The sequence below is a fragment of the Paucilactobacillus kaifaensis genome (assembly GCF_005405145.1).
Lineage (GTDB): Bacteria > Bacillota > Bacilli > Lactobacillales > Lactobacillaceae > Paucilactobacillus > Paucilactobacillus kaifaensis.
Genome location: NZ_BJDM01000001.1, coordinates 306,912 through 330,103 on the forward strand (window position 1 = coordinate 306,912; position 23,192 = coordinate 330,103).

The following is a 23,192-nucleotide window of genomic DNA, read 5'->3' on the forward strand; positions in this document are numbered from 1 at the left end:
TTGGACCAAACCTAAGTTTGATTACGGCTTTGTATTTGAAACGTGTTAAATCAGCCAGACTTCTGGGGCTAAATCAATAAATCACCGTTCGCTAAGTACGCGAACAATGATTTATTAACTTAGCCTACGAAGTCTTAACGGCTGATTTAGCACTCTGATTTTGAAACGTGCTAAACCAGTCAGGTCCCTGGAGCTAAATCAATTAAACATCATTCGCTAAGATCGCGAACAATGCTTAATTAACTTAGCTTACGGTACCTAAACAGCTGATTTAGCACTCTGATTTGGAAGGGAATATTATGTGGAACACCATCGTTAACTCAACACCAGAAATCTTTTGGGCTGGAATTAAATTTACAATTCCGTTGACTTTAATTTCGTTTGCAATTGGCTTTGTGATAGCTGTTGTGACTGCGTTAGTTAGAATTTCTCATCCTAAAGGAAACCCGATTTTTGCTGGGTTATGGGAATTGCTAAAATTGTTTTTAAGTTTTTATGTATGGCTATTCCGATCAACACCGCTATTGGTTCAGTTGTTTATTGTATTTTTCGGTTTACCGAATATCGGGATTCAATTCGATGCTTTTACAGCTGGAATTATTACGTTTTCATTGAATACAGGGGCTTATTGCTCTGAAACGGTCCGTGGGGCGATATCATCGATTCCTGATAGTCAGTGGGAAGCTGCTTATTCGATTGGCATGACGTATCGTCAGGTCTTATTTCGGATTGTCTTTCCTCAAGCACTTCGGGTAGCGTTGCCACCACTTTCGAACTCGTTTATTGGACTAGTTAAGGATACGTCATTAGCTAGCTCAATCACGATCCTTGAAATGTTCATGGTCAGCCAACAAATTGCAGCTAAAAATTATGAGCCACTGCTGATGTATTCGATCGTAGCAATTGTCTATGCCGTTTTCTGTACTGTATTAAGTATTGCACAATACTATTTGGAAAAGTATATGTCACGCTATGTTCAAGTAACGGGGGAATAACATGATTAGATTAGAACATGTCGATAAGCAATACGCTGATCATCATGCGTTAAATGATATCAACGTTGAATTTCCTGAACATGAAACTACCGTTATTTTAGGACCATCAGGAGCTGGGAAGTCAACACTGTTACGTTCACTAAATTTGTTGGAACGGCCACAAAGTGGAGCCTATCAAATTAATGACGAAACAGTGGATTTTAGTAAAGAGTTACCTACTAGTCAGATATTGCGTGTTCGTCGTAAAACGGGGATGGTGTTTCAAAGCTGGAATCTATTTCCACATTTAACGATTTTACAAAATATAACTGAAGGACCAATTCATGTTTTAAAACAACCAAAAGCTCAAGCAGAACAGGTAGCAACAGAGTTATTAAAGCAAGTGGGATTAGATGGAACCCAGCATCGCTATCCGAGTCAATTATCAGGTGGGCAGCAACAACGAATTTCAATTTGTCGCGCGTTGGCAATGAACCCAGAATATATTTTGTTTGATGAACCAACAAGTGCGCTGGATCCTGAACTGGAAGCGCAAGTGTTACATGTCTTACTGAATTTGGCACAAAGCAAACAATCAATGGTAGTTGTCACACATAATATGGAATTTGCTCGGCGAGTGGCTACAAAGATTGTGTTTGTTGAAGATGGGAAGATTGAATTTGACGGTACTCCTGCTGAATTTTTTGATCATCCAACGGAACGAATTCACGACTTTTTGAATGGAATGCAATTTTAAGAGTGTGCATCACTACGATTAGAAGCTTTTCATGTAGTAATAAAAAGTATCCCTTAAAAAGGGATACTTTTTTTGTGATACATGGAATTTTTTGGGTAGTAAATATGTTTTGTCAATATTGATGTTTGACGCAAAATTATGCACACAGTGGCAACGCAACTCTAAATTCGTTTAGTAATCTCATACCCTTGCGGATGACTACTATGGTCTGCTGGCAATGCATCTTTAACGTAGAAAATGGCGTACTCTTCATCACCTTTACCACGGGCAATGACTAGTTCATCTTCTTTCTTTTTTTTCTTGAAAATTTGTCCTTTACGTACAGCTTCGTTGTAATCATTAATATTGGCAATTGAATCACCTGGGTTAAAGAAAATTCTGTTATCCATAATTATTCAGCTCCCTCTAAATTATTATTTACGACTAAGAACTTCAACGGTAGTTTTTGCTTGTACGTGACCTTCGATTGCCCGATAGAATTCGTTCAACCAGTAACCATTTTCCAACGGTAAGTTAGCATCAAGCGCGTAGACTGTTAAAGTATAACTATGGTCCTTATCAGGTGGATTAGGACCTGTATAATGCCTGGTGATAATTGGATCACTTTCGCCAACTAACGCTCCAGCATTACTGTTGTTTCCTTGTAACATGCTAAATGGATTGTCTCGACTTACATTTTCAGGGATTTCAGTGACATTAACTGGAATGTTAGCAGCTAACCAGTGAATCCAGGTAAAGCCACCAACTGGAACGGCATCATAATCCAAAAAGGTTAGTGCAAATGTTTTGGTATTTTGAGGAACATCAGAAATTGAAAAGGGGAAAGAAACAACCGGAAATCCTTGATACTTTAGTTTAGGATCTGCGTACTTACCGTATTGATCTGGCAAGAAGTTATTATCCGTTAAAACTTTGATTTGCATATTACATTCCTCCCTACTCTCTGCTAATACTTTTATTATACATTTTTTTATGACTAATGGAGTATCAATATGAATCCATGATGATGGATTGACAGATAATTTGGTAAGCGCATAAGAAATTAGCAATCAAAATTTATTAAAAGAATTCTTGACTTTTATAATAAATCGTTCTAATCTAGTTCTAATTTAATAATTCGTCCACAAACCGATGAAGTGGAGATCAAGATAGCCGTGCCTGCACAGAGAGTTGACAGCGCTGAGAGTTCAACCAAACGCAGACTATTAAATGGACCACGGAGGGAACAGCAAACGGAGTGTGCAGAAAGGCGGTTAGATCATGAGCACTAGCATGATTTAATCAATGAGCCCTGAACTTGGGCTCGTTGATTAAATCGGGCTAAGCGCAAGGATCTGCCTTTCGGAACACGTTCTAGCAATAGAAACGTCGTTCAACCATATTCTAATTACCCTGTTACGTCAGGCAGACGTCAATTGCCAAGGATGTGTTAGCATCCTGATGAGAGTGAACGAGTGTGAGATTGACACGTGCTGAAACGTGTTCGCCCGAGGCAAATGTCTAAGGCTAAGTTAACAATAACAATCAATAAATCAAAGTTCGATTTATTAATCGCTATTGTTAGCTTAGCCTACGACATCTAAGCGCCTTGTCTCGCACTCTTCAAATAAAGGTGGTACCGCGGAAAAAATAAATCCGTCCTTGTAACGTTAAGTCGTTATGTGGGCGGATTTTTTTGTTACTTAAATTTGGAGGAATTCATATGATGGAACTTAAGCGATGGCAAAATCAGGTGGAACTAAAATAGACTTTTAGACTAAAAAGAGGACAACGTGATGAAACCTGAATTAGAAGAATTAAAAAAATATAGCTCCCAGTACAAATATGTGCCATTAATGCTTGAATTTAAGATGCCCCAATTTGATACTTATCAAATTACAGATTATTTTGATCGTGCGCAACAACATGTTTCACAACTGACAATTAATGATCGAGACCATAATAAATTTACGTATTTGGTAACTAAACCATTGCAGACCATTAAAGTTTATTCGGATCATTTATTGGTTAATCAACAAATTATTCATCAAAATCCACGCGATTATTTGAGTGAGCTACTAACTAGATATAAAACACCCAAGTTACCAGGATTTCCACCATTCAGCGGTGGCATTAGTGGTTATTTTGCTTACGAATATGCTAAGACAGCCGTTTCCAAATTAGCTCAGTTGCCACCGTTAAAAGATAGTCAACCATTGGCTCAATTGTTACTGGTTGATGAAGTAATTGTATATGATCATCAACAACAAGTGTGCCAATTAATAAAATTGATTGAGTTAGCTAATATGGGCAGGAATTATAAAAAAGCAGTTAGCAGGCTTACTGCAATAAAAAAAGAGATCTTAACAATTCATAAGCATTTACTTCAACCCTACCAACAACACACAAATTTTGCACCCCAGCAGTCGTTAACTCGATTTGAACATGGGGTTGAACAAGTTAAGCAAGATATTCGTAATGGTGAGATTTTTCAGTTAATCTACTCGAATCCACAAATTGCACGCTCAAGTGGTAGCTTAATTTCAGTAGCACAGCAACTGGCAAATGATAATCCTTCGCCGTATCAATTTTATTTTCATCAAGATGACTATCAGGTGGCAGTGGCCTCACCAGAAACGCTAGTAGCACGACAAAATGAACAACTGTTGACGTATCCATTAGCGGGAACTCGTCGCCGAGGACGTGATGGAAAAGAAGACCAAGCATTTGAACGCGAATTGACTACCAGCGTTAAGGAACTATCTGAGCATAATATGTTGGTTGATTTAGGTAGAAACGACTTGGGTCGAGTTAGCCAAATTGGTTCGGTTAAAGTAACACAACATGCACAAATCTTAAAGTTTTCGCAGGTAATGCACCTAGGATCGACTGTTGAGTCACAGGCAAAGCCAGATTTATCGGCGCTAGAATTGTTGGATGCTGTTTTTCCAGCTGGAACGCTGTCGGGCGCCCCTAAAGTTAGGGCAATGGAATTGATTTACCATTATGAACAAATTACACGAGGAATTTATGGTGGCTGTTTTGGTTATTTTGATTTTAACGGGGATGTCGATATGGCGATTGGAATTCGGCTAGTATATAGTCAAAATGGGCGCACAGTAGTTCATAGTGGCGCTGGAATAGTGGCTGATAGTAATCCGAAACATGAGTATCAAGAGTGCTTTAACAAGGCACGGGCTGTAAATTTAGCGGTTCAGAAAGTGAGTGATTAGCATGCGAGTATTGATCGATAATTATGATAGTTTTACGTACAATCTGTATCAGTTAATTGGTGGATTTGACGCTGATTTAATGGTGGTTAAAAATGATGAAATAAGTTTGGCGGAATTAATCCAACTAAATCCGACTGGATTGATTTTATCACCAGGCCCAGGTCGACCAGAGGATGCAGGAATTAGTCTAGAAGCAACTCGGTATTTTGCTGGTAAAGTTCCAATTCTTGGAGTTTGTATGGGATTAGAAGTAATCTGCGAGGCGTTTGGTGGGCGATTAACATATGCTCGAAATTTAATGCATGGCAAAATAGATGAAGTTGTTTTAGATAATCATGATCCGTTATTTGAGAATTGTAACCCCCGGGTTAATGCTGCTCGCTATCATTCGTTGGTGGTTGATCGACAAACCCTACCAGAACAGCTACAGATCACTGCTTATTCAAATGATGGGGATATAATGGCCTTATCACAACCACAGCTGGATGTTTATGGGGTTCAATTTCATCCTGAGTCCATTATGACGGATGCAAAGTTTGGACAGCAGCTGGTTAAAAATTTTCTCAAACTAAAAATTTTGCAAGAAAAAAAGTTGACAAATATCTCATAATGTTCTAATCTAGTTCTAATTTAATAATTCGTCCACAAACCGATGAAGTGGAGATCAAGATAGCCGTGCCTGCACAGAGAGTTGACAGCGCTGAGAGTTCAACCAAACGCAGACTATTAAATGGACCACGGAGGGAACAGCAAACGGAGTGTGCAGAAAGGCGGTTAGATCATGAGCACTAGCATGATTTAATCAATGAGCCCTGAACTTGGGCTCGTTGATTAAATCGGGCTAAGCGCAAGGATCTGCCTTTCGGAACACGTTCTAGCAATAGAAACGTCGTTCAACCATATTCTAATTACCCTGTTACGTCAGGCAGACGTCAATTGCCAAGGATGTGTTAGCATCCTGATGAGAGTGAACGAGTGTGAGATTGACACGTGCTGAAACGTGTTCGCCCGAGGCAAATGTCTAAGGCTAAGTTAACAATAACAATCAATAAATCAAAGTTCGATTTATTAATCGCTATTGTTAGCTTAGCCTACGACATCTAAGCGCCTTGTCTCGCACTCTTCAAATAAAGGTGGTACCGCGGAAAAAATAAATCCGTCCTTGTAACGTTAAGTCGTTATGTGGGCGGGTTTTTTTGTTACTTAAATTTGGAGGATGATCATATGACTGCACTTAAACGATGGCAAAACTTTAACTTGAATTACGCACAAACTAATAAACTAAAAATTGAAATGAGGAATCTACCATGATTGAAGCAGCAATTAAACAAGTAACTAATAACGAAGACTTAACTTTTGACCAAGCACAACAAGTAATGAATGAGATTATGAATGGGGAAACGAGTGATATTCAAATTGCCTCCTTTTTAACTGCACTGAGTATGAAACATGAAACTGCAGATGAAATTGCCGGGAGTGCTAAATCAATGCGCGACCATGCTGCAACTTTTAATGCCGGTGAGCAAGTATTAGAAATTGTTGGCACTGGTGGCGATCACGCCAACACTTTTAATATTTCGACTACCTCAGCAATTGTAATTGCAGCAGCTGGCGTTCCAGTTGCTAAGCATGGTAATCGAGCTGCATCATCTAAAAGTGGTGCTGCGGATGTATTAGAAGCGCTGGGCGTTAATATTAACTTAGAACCCCATCAAAGCGAAGAACTTCTTCAAAAAATTGGAGTTTGCTTCTTATTTGCCCAAGAATACCATCAAGCAATGCGGTTTGTTGCTCCAGTTAGAAAGACATTAGGAATTCGAACGATCTTTAATATTTTAGGACCATTAGCCAATCCAGCACACGCAACACAGCAATTATTAGGTGTTTACGATGCTAATCTACTCAAACCAATGGCACACGTATTAGATCAGTTGGGTGTAACAGATGCGATGATTGTCCATGGTCAAGATGGTTTAGATGAAATTTCTCTAAGCGCCCCCACCGATGTAATTGAATTACGACATGGTCAAATGACAGAATATACAATTGATCCTCGGGACTTTGGTTTTGAACTTTGTGACAAAGCAGATTTAGTTGGTGGGACTCCAGCGGAAAATGCGCAAATTTCACGCGACATATTACAAGGACAAAAAGGCGCTAAGCGCGAAGTTGTACTATTAAATGCTGGTGCTGCGCTACACATTGCTAAACCGGAACTTAGTTTACAAGATGGTGTTTTATTAGCACAACAATTAATTGATAATGGACAGGCAAATCAAAAGTTAGCAGAGTTAATTCAATTTACCAAGGAGGCCGTGGCATGATATTAGACCAATTAGTAGCAGCCACAGCTAAACGTGTTGCTAGGAGCAAGCAACGAATCTCTCTTGAGCAACTAAAAGGGCAGACAGAAAAATTGAAGATGAGCTCAGCACGACCATTTGAAACAGCATTAACCAATGACAACATGCACATTATTGCCGAAGTGAAAAAAGCCTCCCCATCCAAGGGCTTAATTGCGCAGGATTTTACTTACTTACAAATTGCACGCGACTATGAAGCGGCAGGGGCTAATGCAATTTCTGTTCTGACAGAAACAGACTATTTTCAAGGCTCGCTTGAATATTTAAAAGAAATTGCGCAACAAGTTAATATTCCGGTTTTACGTAAAGACTTCATTATTGATGAATACATGATTTATGAAGCCAAACTAGCAGGTGCCGCAGCAATTTTGTTGATTGTTAGAATTTTGACACCCCAACAGTTACGACAGTATTTGTTACTAGCTGATCAGTTAGGACTATCTGCTTTAGTTGAAGCTCATGATGAAGATGAAATTAAAACTGCACTGCATGCTGGTGCTAAAATTATTGGAGTCAATAATCGGAATTTGAAAGATTTTTCCGTTGATTTTGGTAATAGTGCTCGTCTACGGCAGTTTGTACCGGATGAGTGCATTTTCGTGGCTGAAAGCGGTGTTCAGACAAGAAAAGATACACAAACATTGCAACAAAATGGGATCACCGTCGCCTTAGTTGGGGAAACATTGATGCGTTCAAATAATAAGACAGAGCTAGTGCAGCAGTTAAAGGAGCCGATTGCAATTGACCAAAGTTAAAATATGCGGATTAAAAACATTAGCAGATGTAGCGGCAGTTAATGATGCTCAGCCAGAATTAGCAGGTTTTGTTTTTGCACCTAGTCAACGACAAATTAGTACAAAACAAGCTCAGTTATTACGGCAAAATTTATCTGCCGCAATTCAAGCAGTGGGAGTATTCGTTAATCCAACCTTGGCGCAGATTAAGCCACTAATAGAAAAAGGTATTATTCAATTAGTTCAGCTACATGGAGTTCAAGATCAAAAATTAATCACACAACTGCAGCAACTAGGAGTAAAGGTTATTCAGGCAGTTCAGTTAGAAACTGAGTTGGTAACGAATCCCGATTATGTAATGTTTGATGGAAGACAGCCGGGAAGTGGAACTGTTATTGACTGGCATAAAATCACTAAACCAGAGCAACCGTTATTTTTGGCTGGTGGATTAACCCCAACAAATGTTATTGACGGAATTGAGACTGTCATACCAGCCTTTGTTGACGTCAGCTCGGGTGTTGAAACTAATGGAAAAAAAGATGCAACAAAAATTATGCAATTTACCAGGAGGGCACATTATGCAAGAAATGAAATCAGAAACTAATCAAACTGGACGATTTGGCGAATATGGCGGGCAATATATTCCAGAAACGCTAATGAGTGAAATTGATCGGTTGACAGCAGCCTATAATCACTATAAAAATGATCCAGACTTTAAAGCCGAATTGAAAGATTTATTAATCAATTACGCTAACCGACCATCATTGCTTTACCATGCAAAAAGAATGAGTGCCGATTTGGGTGGAGCTCAAATTTATTTTAAACGTGAAGATTTAAATCATACTGGATCACATAAGATTAACAACGTGTTGGGGCAAATTCTATTGGCGAAAAGGATGGGGAAAACCCGAATTATTGCAGAGACTGGTGCTGGGCAGCACGGTGTGGCGACTGCAACCGTTGCTGCGTTAATGGGGATGGAATGTGAAATCTTCATGGGTAAACTGGATACCGAACGGCAAGCTCTGAACGTTTATCGAATGGAGTTGTTGGGAGCTAAGGTGCACGCGATCAGTACCGGTACGGGAACGCTGAAGGATGCGGTTAATGCCGCAATGCAAGAGTGGACTCGCCGAATGGATGATACCCACTATGTAATTGGTTCAACGATGGGACCACATCCATTTCCAACCATGGTACGCGACTTCCAGTCTGTGATTAGTAAGGAAATCAAAGCGCAGTTATTACAAGAGACTGGTAAACTGCCTGATGCAGTAGTGGCATGTGTTGGTGGTGGTAGCAATGCCATTGGCGCCTTTTATCACTTCATTGATGATTCTAGTGTGAAACTAATTGGCTGTGAAGCTGCAGGTAAAGGAATTCATACAGATCAAACAGCAGCTACCCTAGAAACAGGCCGGATTGGAATTTTTCATGGTATGAAATCATTATTCTGTCAAGATGACGACGGTGATATTGCACCTGTTTACTCGATTTCTGCGGGACTAGACTATCCGGGTATTGGACCAGAACATGCAGCCTTACAAGCACAAAAAAGAGTTCAATATGTTGGAATTACAGATGATGAAGCGGTTGATGCATTTGAATATATTGCGCAAACCGAAGGAATTGTTGCTGCAATTGAAAGCTCACACGCAGTGGCCTATGTTAAAAAATTAGCACCAACCATGCGACCAGACCAAATTATTGTCTGCAATCTATCAGGGCGTGGCGATAAAGATGTTGCTGCAATTGCCCGTTATCGAGGAGTTGACTTACATGACTAAATTACAAGAAGCATTTACTGGAGAAAACACATTTATTGGGTTCACTGTTGCTGGTGATCCTTCAATTGAAAAAAGTGTGGAATATGTTGTCGCAATGGCGAATGCCGGTGCGGATGTAGTTGAATTGGGTATTCCATTTAGCGACCCAGTTGCAGATGGTCCTGTCATCCAGGCTGCTGATCTGCGAGCATTTGCCGCTGGAATCACAACGGATAAGATTTTTGAAATGGTGGCTACAATTCGGCAACAAACTGATGTTCCACTCGTGTTTTTGTCTTACGCGAATAAGATTTTTGATTATGGCTACGATCGGTTTTATCAACGGTGTGAAGAATTAGATGTTAGTGGGACTGTAATTCCAGATTTACCCGTGGAAGAACGAGATGAACTAGTACCAATTGCGCAAAAGCATGGTGTTGCGGTAATTCCATTAGTAGCCCCAACATCTGGTGAACGAGTGGCAAAAATTGTGTCAGGCAGCCAAGGATTTATTTATTTAGTTTCATCGTTGGGAGTGACGGGGATGCGTGATAATGTTGCTAATGATTTAACGACCACGATTGAAAAAATCAAAGCAGTTACAGATACGCCGGTGGCGGTTGGATTTGGCATCCATACTCCAGAACAGGTTAAACAAATGAATCAAATTGCAGATGGGGCGATTGTGGGTTCTGGCATTGTAAAATTAATTGAAGAACAGCCGAATAATGCCACTGATGCAATCACTAAATATGTGCAAGAAATGAAAGGTTTGGCACAAGTTAAATAATCGAAATGTAATAATTACTAAATGGTAGCAAAAGTTTATCTTTTGAATTAAGCTGGTTAATAACAATTATTGAAGCTAAGTTTGAAAGGTAGGCAATCAAAATGCAACATGACTCTAACATTGGAATCAATGAGTATCACCGTTTATTTGGTCATGAGACTCATGATAACCGCGTTTTATTCGAGTTATTGACTGTTGCGGTCTTTCAAGCTGGGCTCAGTTGGCAGGTTGCTGCTGGTAAAATTCCAGTTTTTAGACAGGTTTTTGCGGATTTTGATTATCAAAAAGTTGCAGGTTTTGATGAACCTGAATTAGAAGCAATCATGCAACAACCGGAGATGATTAAAAATCCGCGTAAGATTCGGGCGATTATCAGTAATAGTCGTGCCATCATCAGGTTGGCACCTAAGTTTGCTGATCTCAACGATTACCTATGGCATTTTACAGAACAACAAGTTTGGGTGATGTCGATTGAACCTGATCAACCCTTAAATCAGCAATCCAGTTTGGGAACATTTGTGGCTAAAGATATGAAAAAACATGGATTTAAATTTGTCGGGCCAACGACCGTTCAGTTACTATTAATTGCTGCGGGAATCATTCAACGATTAGAAAAATAAGGTGTGCAGAAAACCGGCCGGAAGCAAGTGCTTTAACGTAATCGGTTCAAAAGTTAGTTTAGAAAGACAAGATAAGGAAACCCTCAAAATTGGATTTGTAGTCCAACCTTGAGGGTTTCAATTTGTCACGATGAGTTTGGTAATTATCAGTCTAAATATAGCTTTTGTAAATCTTTCATTTGATCTGCTGAAATCTCCAAATATTGATGCAAATAGTTGTTAACACTACCATATTGGTTGTCAATTTCTGCTAAAGCCGTGTTGATATAGTCTGGTGAAACTGTCGACAATGCGCGGGTGTTTTCCGCAAAGGCTGTGGATAAGCCTGCCTGTTTTATTTTTTTTATTCGGGACTCAACATAATTTTTAGTTACTGAGTTGGTTAATAGGTAATCTCTGATAATGGTTGGTCGATCGACATTGAGAGCACTTAATAAGAAAACAGCGCCCATGCCAGTGCGATCTTTACCAGCAGTACAGTGAAATAAGACAGCGTTGTGATCGCTATTGCCTAATAAATGGCTAAAGAAAGCTTGGTAGGATTTTTTGGCTTGAGGAGTGGTAACCATATCGCGATAGACATCCAACATATGATTATAACCAGCATCAGAGCTACCAGAATATTCGGCCATAATTTGTTCTTGGCTGTGAGACGCGTCTGTTTCATCGGTCTGGAAAACGGGCAACGACGTATATGCTGCTCCTAGTGGTACACGATCTGGCTGGGAAGTAATTTCTTCAGGAGCTCGAAAATCAAGGTCATACTTAACCTGTAGTCGGTCGAGAATATCTAAATCGTGTTGATCCAGCGTATTTAAATGACCAGAACGAATTAAGTGACCCCATTTAACCGTATGTCCATCGGTGGTAGTATAACCGCCCAAATCGCGGAAGTTATGACCATTTTGAATTGGTAGTAGTCGTGCATATTCCATTGTTAGCCCCATCCTTTATTTTTATCTAAGTACAATTGTACAGTGTTCAGCAAAAAAAATACAATGAAGCAGTTTAATAGTTATATTTAAGGGCTTTTGCGAGTAGTATTCCAGCTGTATAAGATCCAGTTGCATCCGGATGAAGACCGTCAGTATAAGATAGATGCCAGTCTTTGGTTTCAATCAATTGAATATTTCCCATTTGTTGCACTGTTGTTCTGAAAATGGGCGCATATGTTTGACTGAATGGAATCATGATACTGATTGGGACGGCGGGAAATAATATTTGGACTTGCTCGATAAACTTAGGTAAGGCTTGATTAAAATCCGATCGAGTAAAGTGGCGATCGTTGACACCAATATTAATAATGACACGGGTGGTTGGCTGTGATTGCCATTTTGTAGTTGCGTCGATATGGTCTAAAAAAACAGTTGCATTAGGGACCCCACCTGTACCAGGATTTAAAATTCCAGCAGCAGAATATGAAATACGGGTGGCGTCGAGATGTAGTTGGTCAGCACAAACAGCAACATAGTTGGATTCGGCCGCGTAATCAAACGAAGCGTGATGACCATTAATCCAGCATCCCGACGTAATTGAATCACCAATGAAGGTAACTGGTTGATTGTGCTTATTGGGCTTAATGATCGCAGTTTGGTCAACTGAGATCGACTTAAGAGCAAATCCTTGATTTCCAGTCCAGACTTCATCGAGATCGCTATTGCCAACCAACATTAATTCAACTGTATGTTCCTGTTCAGTTAGAGAAATGGATTGTGGCATCTGATTAGTTAAAAACCGTTGCCAGTTTTGATGATCAATGCGGACAGCAACGATTTGGCTTGGGCCAAATGGATTCCCATTATTAAAAAAATCGATGGCTAAAGTTAAACTATTACTGATGTCAAACTTAATTAATGAGCCCAGATTGGTGGAGTAAAGAGTGTCTACATGGTGAATTGGCTTAATGATCCAACGACCAATTAGGGAGGTTTTAGTTATGATTTGTAATGGGGATAATTTTTTAGTTAACAATGTTGTCTCCTTGAATATTAAAAAAAAGCTAAAGTAAGTAGTATTTTGTTTAACAAAAGCAGCTGTTAATTTTGTTTTGAGTAGTGTCATGGTAAAATGATGGGGTACTCTAGGAGGTGCACAATGAAATCTATCAAAAAAATTGCGGTAACGCTGGTGCTAGTACTAGTTGGAGCAATTGCTCTTCCAGCACTTATACAGCTACAAGCAGGTTCGGTTGCTCGCGCAGAAACAACCGATGCAAGTAGTAGCAGTTCAGCTGTCCAAACCAAGGCATTATCTAAGCCATATGTGGTTTACGGGGCGGGACTGGCTACTAGTGATCGATCGGATGTAGCGAGTGCATTAGGAGCTACTGATGATTATACTGCATTAACTTCAACAGCAAGTGATTATTCTAAATATATTAGTTCAGATGGAACAACAGATTCAGCAATGATTAGTTCAGTTTCACTAGCACCAGCGGATTCAGGTACTGGTGTAAAAGTTAATATTGTTAAGTACAACGGCGAAAGTAACATTACAAAGGTTACTGCTCAACAATATGCCATGGTTGCTACAATGGCTGGGGTCAATGATATTATTATTACTGTGACTGCCAATAAATCAGTGTCAGGCGAAGCGGCATTGACAGGTGTGTACAAGGCTTTGGCGGCTGATGGAATTACGCTAAGTTCTGAAAACACTTCTGCAGCTAACAGCGTGCTGGAAGCTACTCAACCAGCAATTGATCAGAACAGTGATGATAAAGGATATGCTGGTAAACTCATGGCGGCTGTTGGAACAGTATCAGCTGATTTGGCCAAACAACGACAAAATGATAATGAATATGCAACTAAGGCAGAGGTTCGTCAGATGTTGGATGAAGCGCTAGAGAAAAATAACGTCAGTTCTAAGACACCAGACAGTTCCAAAACATTGATTGTTAATGCATTGATTCAGGTTCAAAAAGCGCCTGTTTCAACATCGAAAACTTACATTAATAACGTCAATAATGTTGCTGGTTCACTAAAAAGTAGTGTCGGGGACGCGATGGCTAAATTAGGTGATTTTGCTAATAGTGCGGATGGTAAAGCCTTAATGGCTAAGTATGGAAATCTGTTTCAACGTATCTGGCAACGGATTGTTGAATTCTTTCAAGGAATCTTTTAGAGTGTGAACTAAGGCGATTAAAGGTCTAAGTGAACACATTTCAAAATAATATTCAGATAAACGCATTCAACCATAAGTAAGTGTAATTTCTAGTGAAAATAAAAAAACTGATAAGCGAAGCAATTCTACTAAATACTAGCAGAATTGCTTTTTATTTAACCGGTATGTAGTAAAATATGGTCAATTAAAATAAAAAAGGGGACGTAGATTTTGAAAGCAATTGGATTTTATGAAGGAACAGTTTCGGCTAAAGATCAGCAATTTACTCAAATAGAAACAGAAAAGCCAATTCCCACTGGCCAAGATTTATTAGTAAAAATCACAGCAGTGTCGGTTAATCCAGTTGATACAAAAGTCCGGCAAGCTACAGCAAAGCAAGTTAATTTGAAAATTTTAGGATATGACGCAGTGGGGATAATTGATACAGTAGGACCTGCAGTTGAGGGTTTTAAAGTTGGTGATCGGGTGTTTTATGCGGGTAGTAATCAGCGTGATGGTTCAAATCAAGAATACCAATTGGTAGATTCAAGAATTGTAAGCTTGGCACCACAAAAACTAGATGATGCTGACGCGGCCGCAATGCCACTGACAATGTTAACGGTCTATGAATTAATCTTTGAAAAGTTTCAAGCTAAGTATGAAACCAACGCTAATCGTGGTAAAACAATGCTCATCATAAATGGTGCGGGTGGTGTGGGTTCAATTGCAATTCAGTTGGCCAAATGGGCTGGCTTTAAGGTGATTGCAACCGCCTCAAGACCAGAAACTGTGACCTGGGTAAAACAAATGGGAGCCGATTTAGTGGTCAATCATCGTGAAAACTTATGGGATCAATTGGGTGACCAATATGCTAATCAAATTGATGATATTATGATTTTACATTCTACTGAGAATTATTTTGATGTTGCTGCAAAACTAGTACGACCGTTAGGACATGTTGGTTCAATTGTAGAAACAAGCAAACCTGTTGAACTGGGAAAACTAAAGGACAAGGCCGTTAGCTTTGACTGGGAATTTATGTTTGCCAAGGCTAAGTACGGTGTTGATCTTGATTCACAGGGAAAAATTTTGAATAAACTAGCCCAGTTGTTGGATGACAATCAAATTGTAACAACTCGCACTGAAACTCTTAATTCAATTTCAACAGAAACGTTAAAACAAGCGCATGAACGTGTTGAGTCAAACCGGATGGTTGGAAAAATAGTAATTACAGGTCCCTTTGCATAGTTTAAAAAAATAGCAATGACTTGAAAATTTCAAGTCATTGCTATTTAGGTTCACCTATAAAATTAATTTATCATGGATAGGTATTAGTTAATTAATGTCAAAGCGTCGCCATCTTCAATGGTAATTTTTTTGCCGCCACCTTGGCTAATTAAGCCTTGGTCTTCAAAATCCTTAAGCTTGCGACTAATTGTTTCAGGAGTGGTTCCAAGATAAGTAGCTAAATCTTTTTTCTTTAATGGTAACTTGAATGTAGTTACCTGCATCCCTGCTGCCGTTTCAACTAAATAGTCAGCTAACCTTGACTCAATTGAAGAGGTTGTAGCTTGCGTAGTTCGTTTTTCCAACTTTGACAGCCGATTACCAAATTCATTGAGCAGATTGATGCTAATACTAGGATATTGCATCATCAATTTTTGAAAATCAGAGCGTTCAATCTGGCAAACTGCAGTTGGTAACAATGCTTCACCAAAAGATTGCCGAGTTGCTTGCGAAAATAGAGCTGATTCGCCCTCAAAGTCCCCGGTTTGTAATAAATAAAGTAACTGTTCTTTCCCATTTTCTGCTAACTGGTAAACTTTGACTTGGCCACTAGCAATAATCATTAGTGCATCAAGTGAATCTCCGGCAGAAAAAATGGTTTCACCAGGCTGGTAATGATGTTGATGAACAATTGATTCAATTGTTTTCTTGTCTTCGTGAGTTAATTGATCAAACAACGGAACTAACGATATACATTCATGCTCTAAACTCATTTTGTACCGCTCCTTTAAGTTACATTTGGATTTAGAATAGCACTATTGGATTAAAAAGGCTAAGAATGTGACCGGATTTTAGTGGGTGAGGTGTTGGTTATAAAAAATGTACTTACTGCCGTAGGCATCGAAATGTGGATACTTGCACTCCGGGTTTTGAAACGTGCGATCAACTGCAAAAGTTTCCATGTAACATCAAAAAAGATAAAACCAGATTCAAAAAGCGAATCCGATTTTATCTTTTTTCACGTTACACTACAACTTTAGTACGCGGTTGATCCCACTCTGTTTTGAAACGTGCTCATAACTGTAAAAGTTTCCATGTAACAACAAAAAACATAGTACCTTTCAAAAACCGAAGGATACTATGTTTTTTATCGTTACATTCCAACTGCTACTCGCAGTTGTTCGCACTCTACTTGTTGTATGCAGCCGTGAACAAATCAACAATATCTTGTTGATTACCAATTCTTGGATTTGAACCTGCGTTACCATCTCGTAATGCGTTCTTGGCTAGTAGTTCAAAATCTTCTGGTTTAGCACCTAATTCTTTAACAGTTCTGATGCCAACCTGTTTTGAAATTCGTTCCAATGCATCAATTGCTTTTTGTGCGGCATCCCAAACATTTAGCCCATCAATGTTTTCGCCCATGAAGCGAGCAATATCAGCGAATCGCTCTGGCGCAGAGATCATATTCCATTTCTCAACAGTTGGCATTAATGCTGCACAACATTCGCCGTGTGGAGCATCATATTGACCACCTAATTGATGTGCCATGGCATGAACATAACCTAGATCAGCATTATTAAATGCCATTCCAGCTAATAGTGATGCCTCAGCCATCTTAGTCCGTGCCTCGACGTTATGACCATCAGCGTAAGCTTGTGGTAAATACTTACTGATCAGTTTGATGCCTTGGATTGCCTGGGCATCGGTGATGTCGTTGCGGTGGGTAGAAACATAAGATTCAACACAGTGTGTTAAAGCGTCCATTCCCGTAGCAGCAGTCATTCCCTTAGGAACTTCCAGCATTAACAATGGATCGTTAAATGAAACTAGTGGAACGTTACGCCAAGAAATAACAACAAATTTTAATTTAGTTTCTTCATTAGTGATTACGGTATGTCGAGTAATTTCACTAGCAGTACCGGCAGTTGTGTTAACCGCTAGCAGTGGTGGCAATGGATTAGCAAGAGTGTCAATACCAGCTAGTTTAGTGATATCATCACCATTTGTCAGTACAATACCAATCCCTTTGGCACAATCATGTGATGAGCCACCACCAACGGAAATGATACTGTCACAACCGTTATCTAGGTAAACTTTTTTACCCTCTTGAACATTTCTAACCTTGGGATTTGGTTCAACATTGTCGTAAAAAACATAGTCAACGCTAGCAGCTTTTAGTGAAGCTTCAGTTTGTTTGACAGGCCCGTTTTCCATATTGCGTAAAAAATTATCGGTCACAATCAACGGTTTATGCATACCTAAAATTTTAGCACGATCACCAATTTTTTTAATTACGCCAGGTCCGAAAAAGTTAACGTTGGGCATCATGAAATCTGTATTGGGTTCTACCATAATAAATTCCTCCATGAAATTAAAGAGTTTGAAAAATAATTCACAATTAGAATCAAAAAAATAAATTTCGGAGATTTATTTTAACTAATTGATCTTATTTTTCTTGTTCGTTTCATATTGTAAATGTATCGATTACATTTTTCAAGTCTTTTATTATCAAGGAATAAGTAAGCCTGACTTGTATTTAATAACCAAACTGTAAATGATTTACTGACGATTAAAACTGAAATACAATTTAATTGTGCACTGCTACACGTTTTCAATTGCATTCCAAAAATTTAATTGAAAATACCCGGGCTCAGCTAAATGTGCTAAACTGGGATTATTAAAATTTTATGAGGGAGATCGCAGGACGATGAAACATTATCGCTTTACACGGCTTAGCTTAGGCTGGCAAATCGTGATTGGCTTAGTTTTAGGAATTATAGCTGGAGGAATTTTTTATCATAATAATGCTGCCATCACGGTAATGCAAAATTTGGGTACGATGTTCATTAGTTTGATTCAAATGATTGTATTACCGATTGTAGTTTCGTGCTTAACGGTTGGGATTGCCAATATGGGCGATATTCATAAACTTGGTCGAATTGGCGGTAAAACGTTAATTTACTTTGAAGTTATGACCACGATTGCTATTGCTTTAGGTTTAATTGTTGGGAATATAACTCACCCGGGAACTTTTATTGATATTCATCAACTTAAAAGTACAGATATATCTCAGTATGTGACAACAGCAAAGTCTGCATCCCACACTGGTATTTGGTCAACAATTATGGGAATTATTCCGACCAATTTTTTCAAATCACTAGCAGCAGGGGATATGATGCCTGTTATTTTCTTCTCAGTTTTCTTTGGTTTGGGAACAGCTGCAATTGGTAAGCGAGGCCAAATTATTATCGATTTTTTGCAGGCCGTTTCTGAAGTAATGTTCAAGGTGACAAACTGGGTCATGAAGTTTGCACCAATTGGTGTGTTTGGTTTGATTGGAATGACAGTTGGTGAAATGGGTTTTAGTGCCTTAGCACCGTTGGGCCTGTTTGTTATTATTGCATATGCCACGATGATTATATTTGTGGTAGGGGTTATGGGCATCGTTGCTCGCATATTTGGGTTTAAATTTTGGACGTTAATGAATGTTATTAAAGATGAAATTGGAATTGCATTTTCGACCGCTAGTTCGGAGGGTACATTGCCACGCTTGATTGATAAAATGCAAAAGTATGGTGTTAGCAAGGGAATTGTTTCATTTGTTATTCCAACTGGTTATACGTTTAACTTGGATGGGTCAGCAATTTATCAGTCATTAGCAGCGCTATTTTTAGCACAAGCATATGGTATCCATTTGGCATTGGCTCATCAGATTACATTATTGGTAGTTTTGATGATTACATCCAAAGGGATGGCAGGAGTACCCGGGGCATCATTTGTTGTCTTGTTAGCCACAGTTTCAACGATTGGCGTGCCGATGTCTGGACTAACCTTTATTGCAGGGATTGATCGGTTTGTTGATATGGGACGCACGGCGGTCAACGTGGTTGGGAATTCTCTGGCCACGATGGTAATTGGTAAGTCTGAAAATGAGTTTGATGAAGAACAAAATGCGAAGTATTTGGCTGAATTAAAGTCATAAAGGAGCGTGAACTAGTTGGCAACAGAAAAATTATTACCGCGTGATCAAGTGCCTGAGCAGTTAAAATGGAACTTGAAGTTGTTGTTTGAATCTGATGAAGCAATGAAAGCTGCATTACAAAAGACGTTGCAACGAGTAGCTGAGTTTACGCAATTAAGCGGTCATGTTGGGAGTAGTGCTGCCAATTTGCTGGCAGCATTACAGTCCGACAAGTTGATCAATGAAGAGTTAGAACGTGAATATGTATATGGTTTTTTACGTCGTGATAGTGATACAACAAAGGGACAAGCAGCAAGTCTATACGGTGAGGTAGCCAATGCATTGAGCCAAGTTAGTGCTAAAATGGCTTTTCTGGAACCGGAAATTGTAGCAATCGACGAAACTGAATTAGTCCAATACTTGGCTGACGAGCCTAAATTGGGTGAATTTAAGTTTATGCTGACAAAAATTCGTCAACAAAAAGCACATATTTTATCAGATAAAGAAGAGCAGTTGTTGGGTAGGGCAAACAAATCATTAGATGCCGCCGATGATATTTACAACACACTTAATGATGCAGATTTAGATTTTGGAATGGTTCATGATGACAATGGCAATGGCAATGAGGTTCCATTGACACATGGAAATCGTAGTCAATTCACTGAATCACAGAATCGCGATGTTCGTCGGGAGGCTACGTTAGCATATGAAAAACCATATCATAACCTACGGAATACATTTGCCCAGACATTAAATAGTTTTATCAGTTCACAAAATATGCAAGCTGAGGTTCGACATTATCAGAGTGGACGTGAAGCAGCGTTGAGTGGTGAACAAATTCCTGAAAGTGTTTATGACACGCTGGTTAAAAGTGTGAATGAACATCTACCGCTGCTTCATCGTTGGTATGCTTTAAAGAAAAAAGTGCTCCATCTTGATCCATTTTATAAATATGACATTAATGTCCCGTTGGCTGGTCAAGATTTATTAAAAACTACGTTTGAACAGGGAAAGGAAATGACCCTGGACGCGTTATCAGTTTTAGGTCCGGATTATGTTGCAGGGTTAAAACATGAGTTTAATGAACGCTGGATTGATGCTGCTGAAAATAAGGGTAAGCGCTCTGGTGGCTATCAGGTTAGCGTTTATACTGCCAACCCGTTTATCTTGTTAAACTGGACGGATAAGCTTTACAGTACGTATGTGCTAGCGCATGAATCAGGTCATGCAATGCATAGCTATTTCTCACAACAAAACCAGCCATCAGAATATGCGGATGCACCAATTTTCTTAGCTGAGGTTGCCTCAACGTTTAATGAAAATATATTGACAGATTACTTATTAGAAAAGTATGCGAATGATAAGCAAGCGTTAATTTTCATTTTAGAGCAATCGATTTCTGGTTTTGTCGGAACGATTTATCGACAAACCCAATTTGCGGAATTTGAGCATCAGGCATATCAAGCAGAGCAAAATGGTCAGACACTTACAGCTGATTATTTAGATCAAATAAATGGTGAGCTGGTCAATAAATATTATGGCCCGGCGGTGACGGAATCTGGCACGATAACACAAAGTTGGGCTTATGTTCCTCATTTTTATATGAATTACTACGTTTACCAGTACGCGACATCATGGGCAGCCGCAACCGCGTTGTCTCAGGGAGTTTGGCAACATGATGATCATGCACTAGAAAATTACCACAAGTTTCTAAGCGCAGGTGGTTCAGACTACCCCATCGAAATCTTAAAACAAGCAGGAGTAGACATGACAAATGATCAGTACCTAGTGAGAGCATTTGGGGTGTTTGAAAAGAGATTGAATGAGATTGAAAAATTATTAAGAGCGTGACCAACCGCGATTAGAAGTCGTAGTATAACGTAAAAAAACTAGTTACATGGGTGTGAACTGTGCACCCATGTAACTAGTTTTTTTGGGTTATACGGAGACTTCTGCGGTTGGTAAACGCGTTTCGGCAATAAAAATGGAAAGGTGGATATTAAATCAAGAGAGTTTGGATCGTTTTTGGGTTATACGGAGACTTCTGCGGTTGGTAAACGCGTTTCGGCAATAAAAATGGAAAGGTGCATATTAAATCAAGAGAGTTTGGACCATTTTTGGGTTATACGGAGACTTCTACGGTTGGTAAACGCGTTTCAACAATCACTGTAATTAAAATCAAATCAGGTTAATAAAAATGTGCAAGAAAAAAGGCCTTAGTTAATCAACCAAAGTCTAACTTTCAATCTGTTTGTCTTCAAAATCTAATCCACGTCGTTCCACACTAGTCGTAAACACAATTTGCGTACTTGTTTTACCATATCGTTGCAGACCATTTACAAAATTATCTAAGGCGGCTGTAGTTTCAAATACGACTTCAAGTAGTTCAGAATAATCTCCAGTAACACAGTTGCATTCTAATACGTTTGGAATGGAACTGACATATGGATAAAATTCTTTTTTTTGTGTTGGTTCTAGCTGCAATCGAATAAATGCTTTAACATGATATGACAACTTTTCATAGTTAACGGTCGTTTGATAGTTGGCAATTACGCCTTGTTTTTCAAGCCGGTTAATCCGAGCGGCGATGGCGGGAGAAGAAATAAAACACTGTTCTGATAGTGTTTTTAAAGAAACACGGGCATTTTTTTGTAATGCGTTCAAAATTTTACGATCAATTTGGTCCATCTAACCACTCCTTTTTTTCTTTGATCTATTTTACCACGGTAATGGTGAACAAAATAATTAAAATCTCCTACATTGAAGGATAATTTAAACCTTTCAGTGTAGGAGATTATTTACTTAAGCTGTTTGAATGCTTGAGAGTCCACTAACATTATTACTACGTTCAATGAAGTTAGCGAACAGAGCCTGGGATTCCTGATTATGTTTAAACATATTTTCAGGATGCCATTGAACTCCTAGAATCTGGGTATTTAACTTAGATTCCACGGCTTCGATGACACCGTCATCTGATTTAGCAACAGTCTGCAGCGAAGGAGCAAGCTGATGGAGTGCTTGGTGATGACGCGAGTTGACATAACTTCTTTCGCCAATCAGTGATGACAACATACTACCACTTTGAATATTAACGTGATGGGTTGGCAAATTACCTGGAGCCTGTTGGTTGTGTTTTAATTTTGCTTGAGGATCTTCTGATAAATCTTGATACAAAGTACCACCTAGAGCGACATTTATGACTTGCATCCCACGACAAATACCCATGACAGGTTTCCCTGCTTTGATTGCTGCCTTTAGTAATGCAATCTCAAACAGATCTCGTTTACGATAAGTTTCACCGAGATTATAATGCGGTTCTTCATTGAAGAAGGTTGGGTCAATGTCAAAGCCTCCCAACATTAATAAACCGTCAAATAAATCAACATAACTAGGTGCGTCTTCTGGATCAATCGAAGGCAAGATAATTGGAATTCCACCGGATTTAGTGACTGCTTGAATAGCTGGATCTGGTGCGAATTCTGCGTTTCTTTCATTAATGATATTCGTAGCTTCCGTAAACGTGTCGGCTGGCATTGCAATCCTTGGTTTCATGTATGTAATCCTCCCGTAATTAAACTGAGCGCAATATGTAAAGTCTGAATTGGAGAAATTGTATGCTAAAACCAAATTATTGTCAATAAAAATGGCTGTTCTCTGGTAATTACACGAACAATCTTTTACTT

22 protein-coding genes are annotated in these 23,192 nt (G+C 39.1%); 14 read left to right on the forward strand and 8 right to left on the reverse strand.

The window, feature by feature from the left end; all coding sequences use genetic code 11:
• Nucleotides 1-299 precede the first annotated feature (299 nt).
• A complete protein-coding gene (locus tag FFM51_RS01340; RefSeq protein ID WP_137596861.1) occupies nucleotides 300-995 on the forward strand; it encodes an amino acid ABC transporter permease in 696 nt (231 codons plus the stop codon).
• A 1-nt stretch (nucleotide 996) separates the two neighbouring features.
• Entirely contained in the window at nucleotides 997-1,731 is a 735-nt protein-coding gene (locus tag FFM51_RS01345) for an amino acid ABC transporter ATP-binding protein (RefSeq protein WP_137596862.1), read from the forward strand.
• Nucleotides 1,732-1,892: 161 nt separating this feature from the next.
• Here the strand turns inward: FFM51_RS01345 and FFM51_RS01350 are convergent, their stop codons facing one another.
• A complete protein-coding gene (locus FFM51_RS01350; RefSeq protein ID WP_137596863.1) occupies nucleotides 1,893-2,120 on the reverse strand; it encodes a hypothetical protein in 228 nt (75 codons plus the stop codon).
• A 24-nt stretch (nucleotides 2,121-2,144) separates the two neighbouring features.
• Entirely contained in the window at nucleotides 2,145-2,654 is a 510-nt protein-coding gene (locus FFM51_RS01355; RefSeq protein ID WP_137596864.1) for a YbhB/YbcL family Raf kinase inhibitor-like protein, read from the reverse strand.
• Nucleotides 2,655-3,506: 852 nt separating this feature from the next.
• On the opposite strand from FFM51_RS01355, the gene FFM51_RS01360 reads away from it, so the two are divergent.
• From FFM51_RS01360 to FFM51_RS01395, 8 genes are all read left to right on the forward strand, one after another.
• Complete coding sequence (locus tag FFM51_RS01360) at nucleotides 3,507-4,943, forward strand: anthranilate synthase component I family protein (protein WP_137596865.1); 1,437 nt, start codon at nucleotides 3,507-3,509, stop codon at nucleotides 4,941-4,943.
• A gap of 1 nt (nucleotide 4,944) precedes the next feature.
• On the forward strand, nucleotides 4,945-5,553 hold the full coding sequence (locus FFM51_RS01365; RefSeq protein ID WP_137596866.1) for an anthranilate synthase component II: 609 nt from the start codon (nucleotides 4,945-4,947) through the stop codon (nucleotides 5,551-5,553).
• 697 nt (nucleotides 5,554-6,250) lie between these two features.
• Entirely contained in the window at nucleotides 6,251-7,267 is a 1,017-nt protein-coding gene (gene trpD / locus FFM51_RS01370) for an anthranilate phosphoribosyltransferase (RefSeq protein WP_137596867.1), read from the forward strand.
• The gene (trpC, locus tag FFM51_RS01375) at nucleotides 7,264-8,061 is read left to right on the forward strand and encodes an indole-3-glycerol phosphate synthase TrpC (protein WP_137596868.1); all 798 of its coding nucleotides are present in this window, start codon (nucleotides 7,264-7,266) and stop codon (nucleotides 8,059-8,061) included. The genes trpD and trpC overlap by 4 nt, the downstream gene beginning before the upstream one ends.
• Nucleotides 8,048-8,644 carry a phosphoribosylanthranilate isomerase gene (locus FFM51_RS01380; RefSeq protein WP_137596869.1) on the forward strand — a complete coding sequence of 199 codons (597 nt, stop codon included), beginning with the start codon at nucleotides 8,048-8,050 and terminating at the stop codon, nucleotides 8,642-8,644. Before trpC ends, FFM51_RS01380 begins: the two co-directional genes overlap by 14 nt.
• Nucleotides 8,619-9,827 carry a tryptophan synthase subunit beta gene (gene trpB, locus FFM51_RS01385; protein WP_170999535.1) on the forward strand — a complete coding sequence of 403 codons (1,209 nt, stop codon included), beginning with the start codon at nucleotides 8,619-8,621 and terminating at the stop codon, nucleotides 9,825-9,827. The genes FFM51_RS01380 and trpB overlap by 26 nt, the downstream gene beginning before the upstream one ends.
• On the forward strand, nucleotides 9,820-10,596 hold the full coding sequence (gene trpA, locus FFM51_RS01390; protein WP_137596870.1) for a tryptophan synthase subunit alpha: 777 nt from the start codon (nucleotides 9,820-9,822) through the stop codon (nucleotides 10,594-10,596). Before trpB ends, trpA begins: the two co-directional genes overlap by 8 nt.
• A 101-nt stretch (nucleotides 10,597-10,697) precedes the next feature.
• Nucleotides 10,698-11,216, forward strand: coding sequence for a DNA-3-methyladenine glycosylase I (locus FFM51_RS01395; protein ID WP_137596871.1), 519 nt, complete (start codon nucleotides 10,698-10,700; stop codon nucleotides 11,214-11,216).
• Between the two features lie 146 nt (nucleotides 11,217-11,362).
• Here the strand turns inward: FFM51_RS01395 and FFM51_RS01400 are convergent, their stop codons facing one another.
• Complete coding sequence (locus FFM51_RS01400; RefSeq protein WP_137596872.1) at nucleotides 11,363-12,151, reverse strand: tyrosine-protein phosphatase; 789 nt, start codon at nucleotides 12,149-12,151, stop codon at nucleotides 11,363-11,365.
• 73 nt (nucleotides 12,152-12,224) lie between these two features.
• Nucleotides 12,225-13,187, reverse strand: coding sequence for an SGNH/GDSL hydrolase family protein (locus tag FFM51_RS01405; protein WP_170999536.1), 963 nt, complete (start codon nucleotides 13,185-13,187; stop codon nucleotides 12,225-12,227).
• Nucleotides 13,188-13,310: 123 nt separating this feature from the next.
• Between FFM51_RS01405 and FFM51_RS01410 the strand changes: the two genes are divergently transcribed.
• Both FFM51_RS01410 and FFM51_RS01415 read left to right on the forward strand, forming a co-directional pair.
• Entirely contained in the window at nucleotides 13,311-14,339 is a 1,029-nt protein-coding gene (locus tag FFM51_RS01410) for a DUF1002 domain-containing protein (protein ID WP_137596874.1), read from the forward strand.
• Nucleotides 14,340-14,549: 210 nt separating this feature from the next.
• Nucleotides 14,550-15,566 carry a zinc-binding alcohol dehydrogenase family protein gene (locus FFM51_RS01415; protein ID WP_137596875.1) on the forward strand — a complete coding sequence of 339 codons (1,017 nt, stop codon included), beginning with the start codon at nucleotides 14,550-14,552 and terminating at the stop codon, nucleotides 15,564-15,566.
• 83 nt (nucleotides 15,567-15,649) lie between these two features.
• On the opposite strand, the gene FFM51_RS01420 is transcribed toward FFM51_RS01415, so the two are convergent.
• Nucleotides 15,650-16,318 carry a Crp/Fnr family transcriptional regulator gene (locus tag FFM51_RS01420; RefSeq protein ID WP_137596876.1) on the reverse strand — a complete coding sequence of 223 codons (669 nt, stop codon included), beginning with the start codon at nucleotides 16,316-16,318 and terminating at the stop codon, nucleotides 15,650-15,652.
• Between the two features lie 415 nt (nucleotides 16,319-16,733).
• Nucleotides 16,734-17,900, reverse strand: a complete 1,167-nt coding sequence (locus FFM51_RS01425; protein WP_137596877.1) for an iron-containing alcohol dehydrogenase — start codon at nucleotides 17,898-17,900, stop codon at nucleotides 16,734-16,736.
• 355 nt (nucleotides 17,901-18,255) lie between these two features.
• Here FFM51_RS01425 and FFM51_RS01430 point away from each other — a divergent pair, with 355 nt between their 5' ends.
• Nucleotides 18,256-19,530 (forward strand): cation:dicarboxylate symporter family transporter, encoded by a 1,275-nt coding sequence (locus FFM51_RS01430; protein ID WP_137596878.1) that lies wholly within the window; start codon nucleotides 18,256-18,258, stop codon nucleotides 19,528-19,530.
• Between the two features lie 15 nt (nucleotides 19,531-19,545).
• A complete protein-coding gene (pepF, locus tag FFM51_RS01435) occupies nucleotides 19,546-21,360 on the forward strand; it encodes an oligoendopeptidase F (protein ID WP_137596879.1) in 1,815 nt (604 codons plus the stop codon).
• Between the two features lie 384 nt (nucleotides 21,361-21,744).
• Here the strand turns inward: pepF and FFM51_RS01440 are convergent, their stop codons facing one another.
• Nucleotides 21,745-22,197: an Lrp/AsnC family transcriptional regulator gene (locus FFM51_RS01440; protein ID WP_137596880.1), complete on the reverse strand. Its 453-nt coding sequence runs from the start codon at nucleotides 22,195-22,197 to the stop codon at nucleotides 21,745-21,747.
• A gap of 114 nt (nucleotides 22,198-22,311) precedes the next feature.
• Entirely contained in the window at nucleotides 22,312-23,061 is a 750-nt protein-coding gene (locus FFM51_RS01445) for a gamma-glutamyl-gamma-aminobutyrate hydrolase family protein (RefSeq protein WP_137596881.1), read from the reverse strand.
• Between the last annotated feature and the right edge of the window lie 131 nt (nucleotides 23,062-23,192).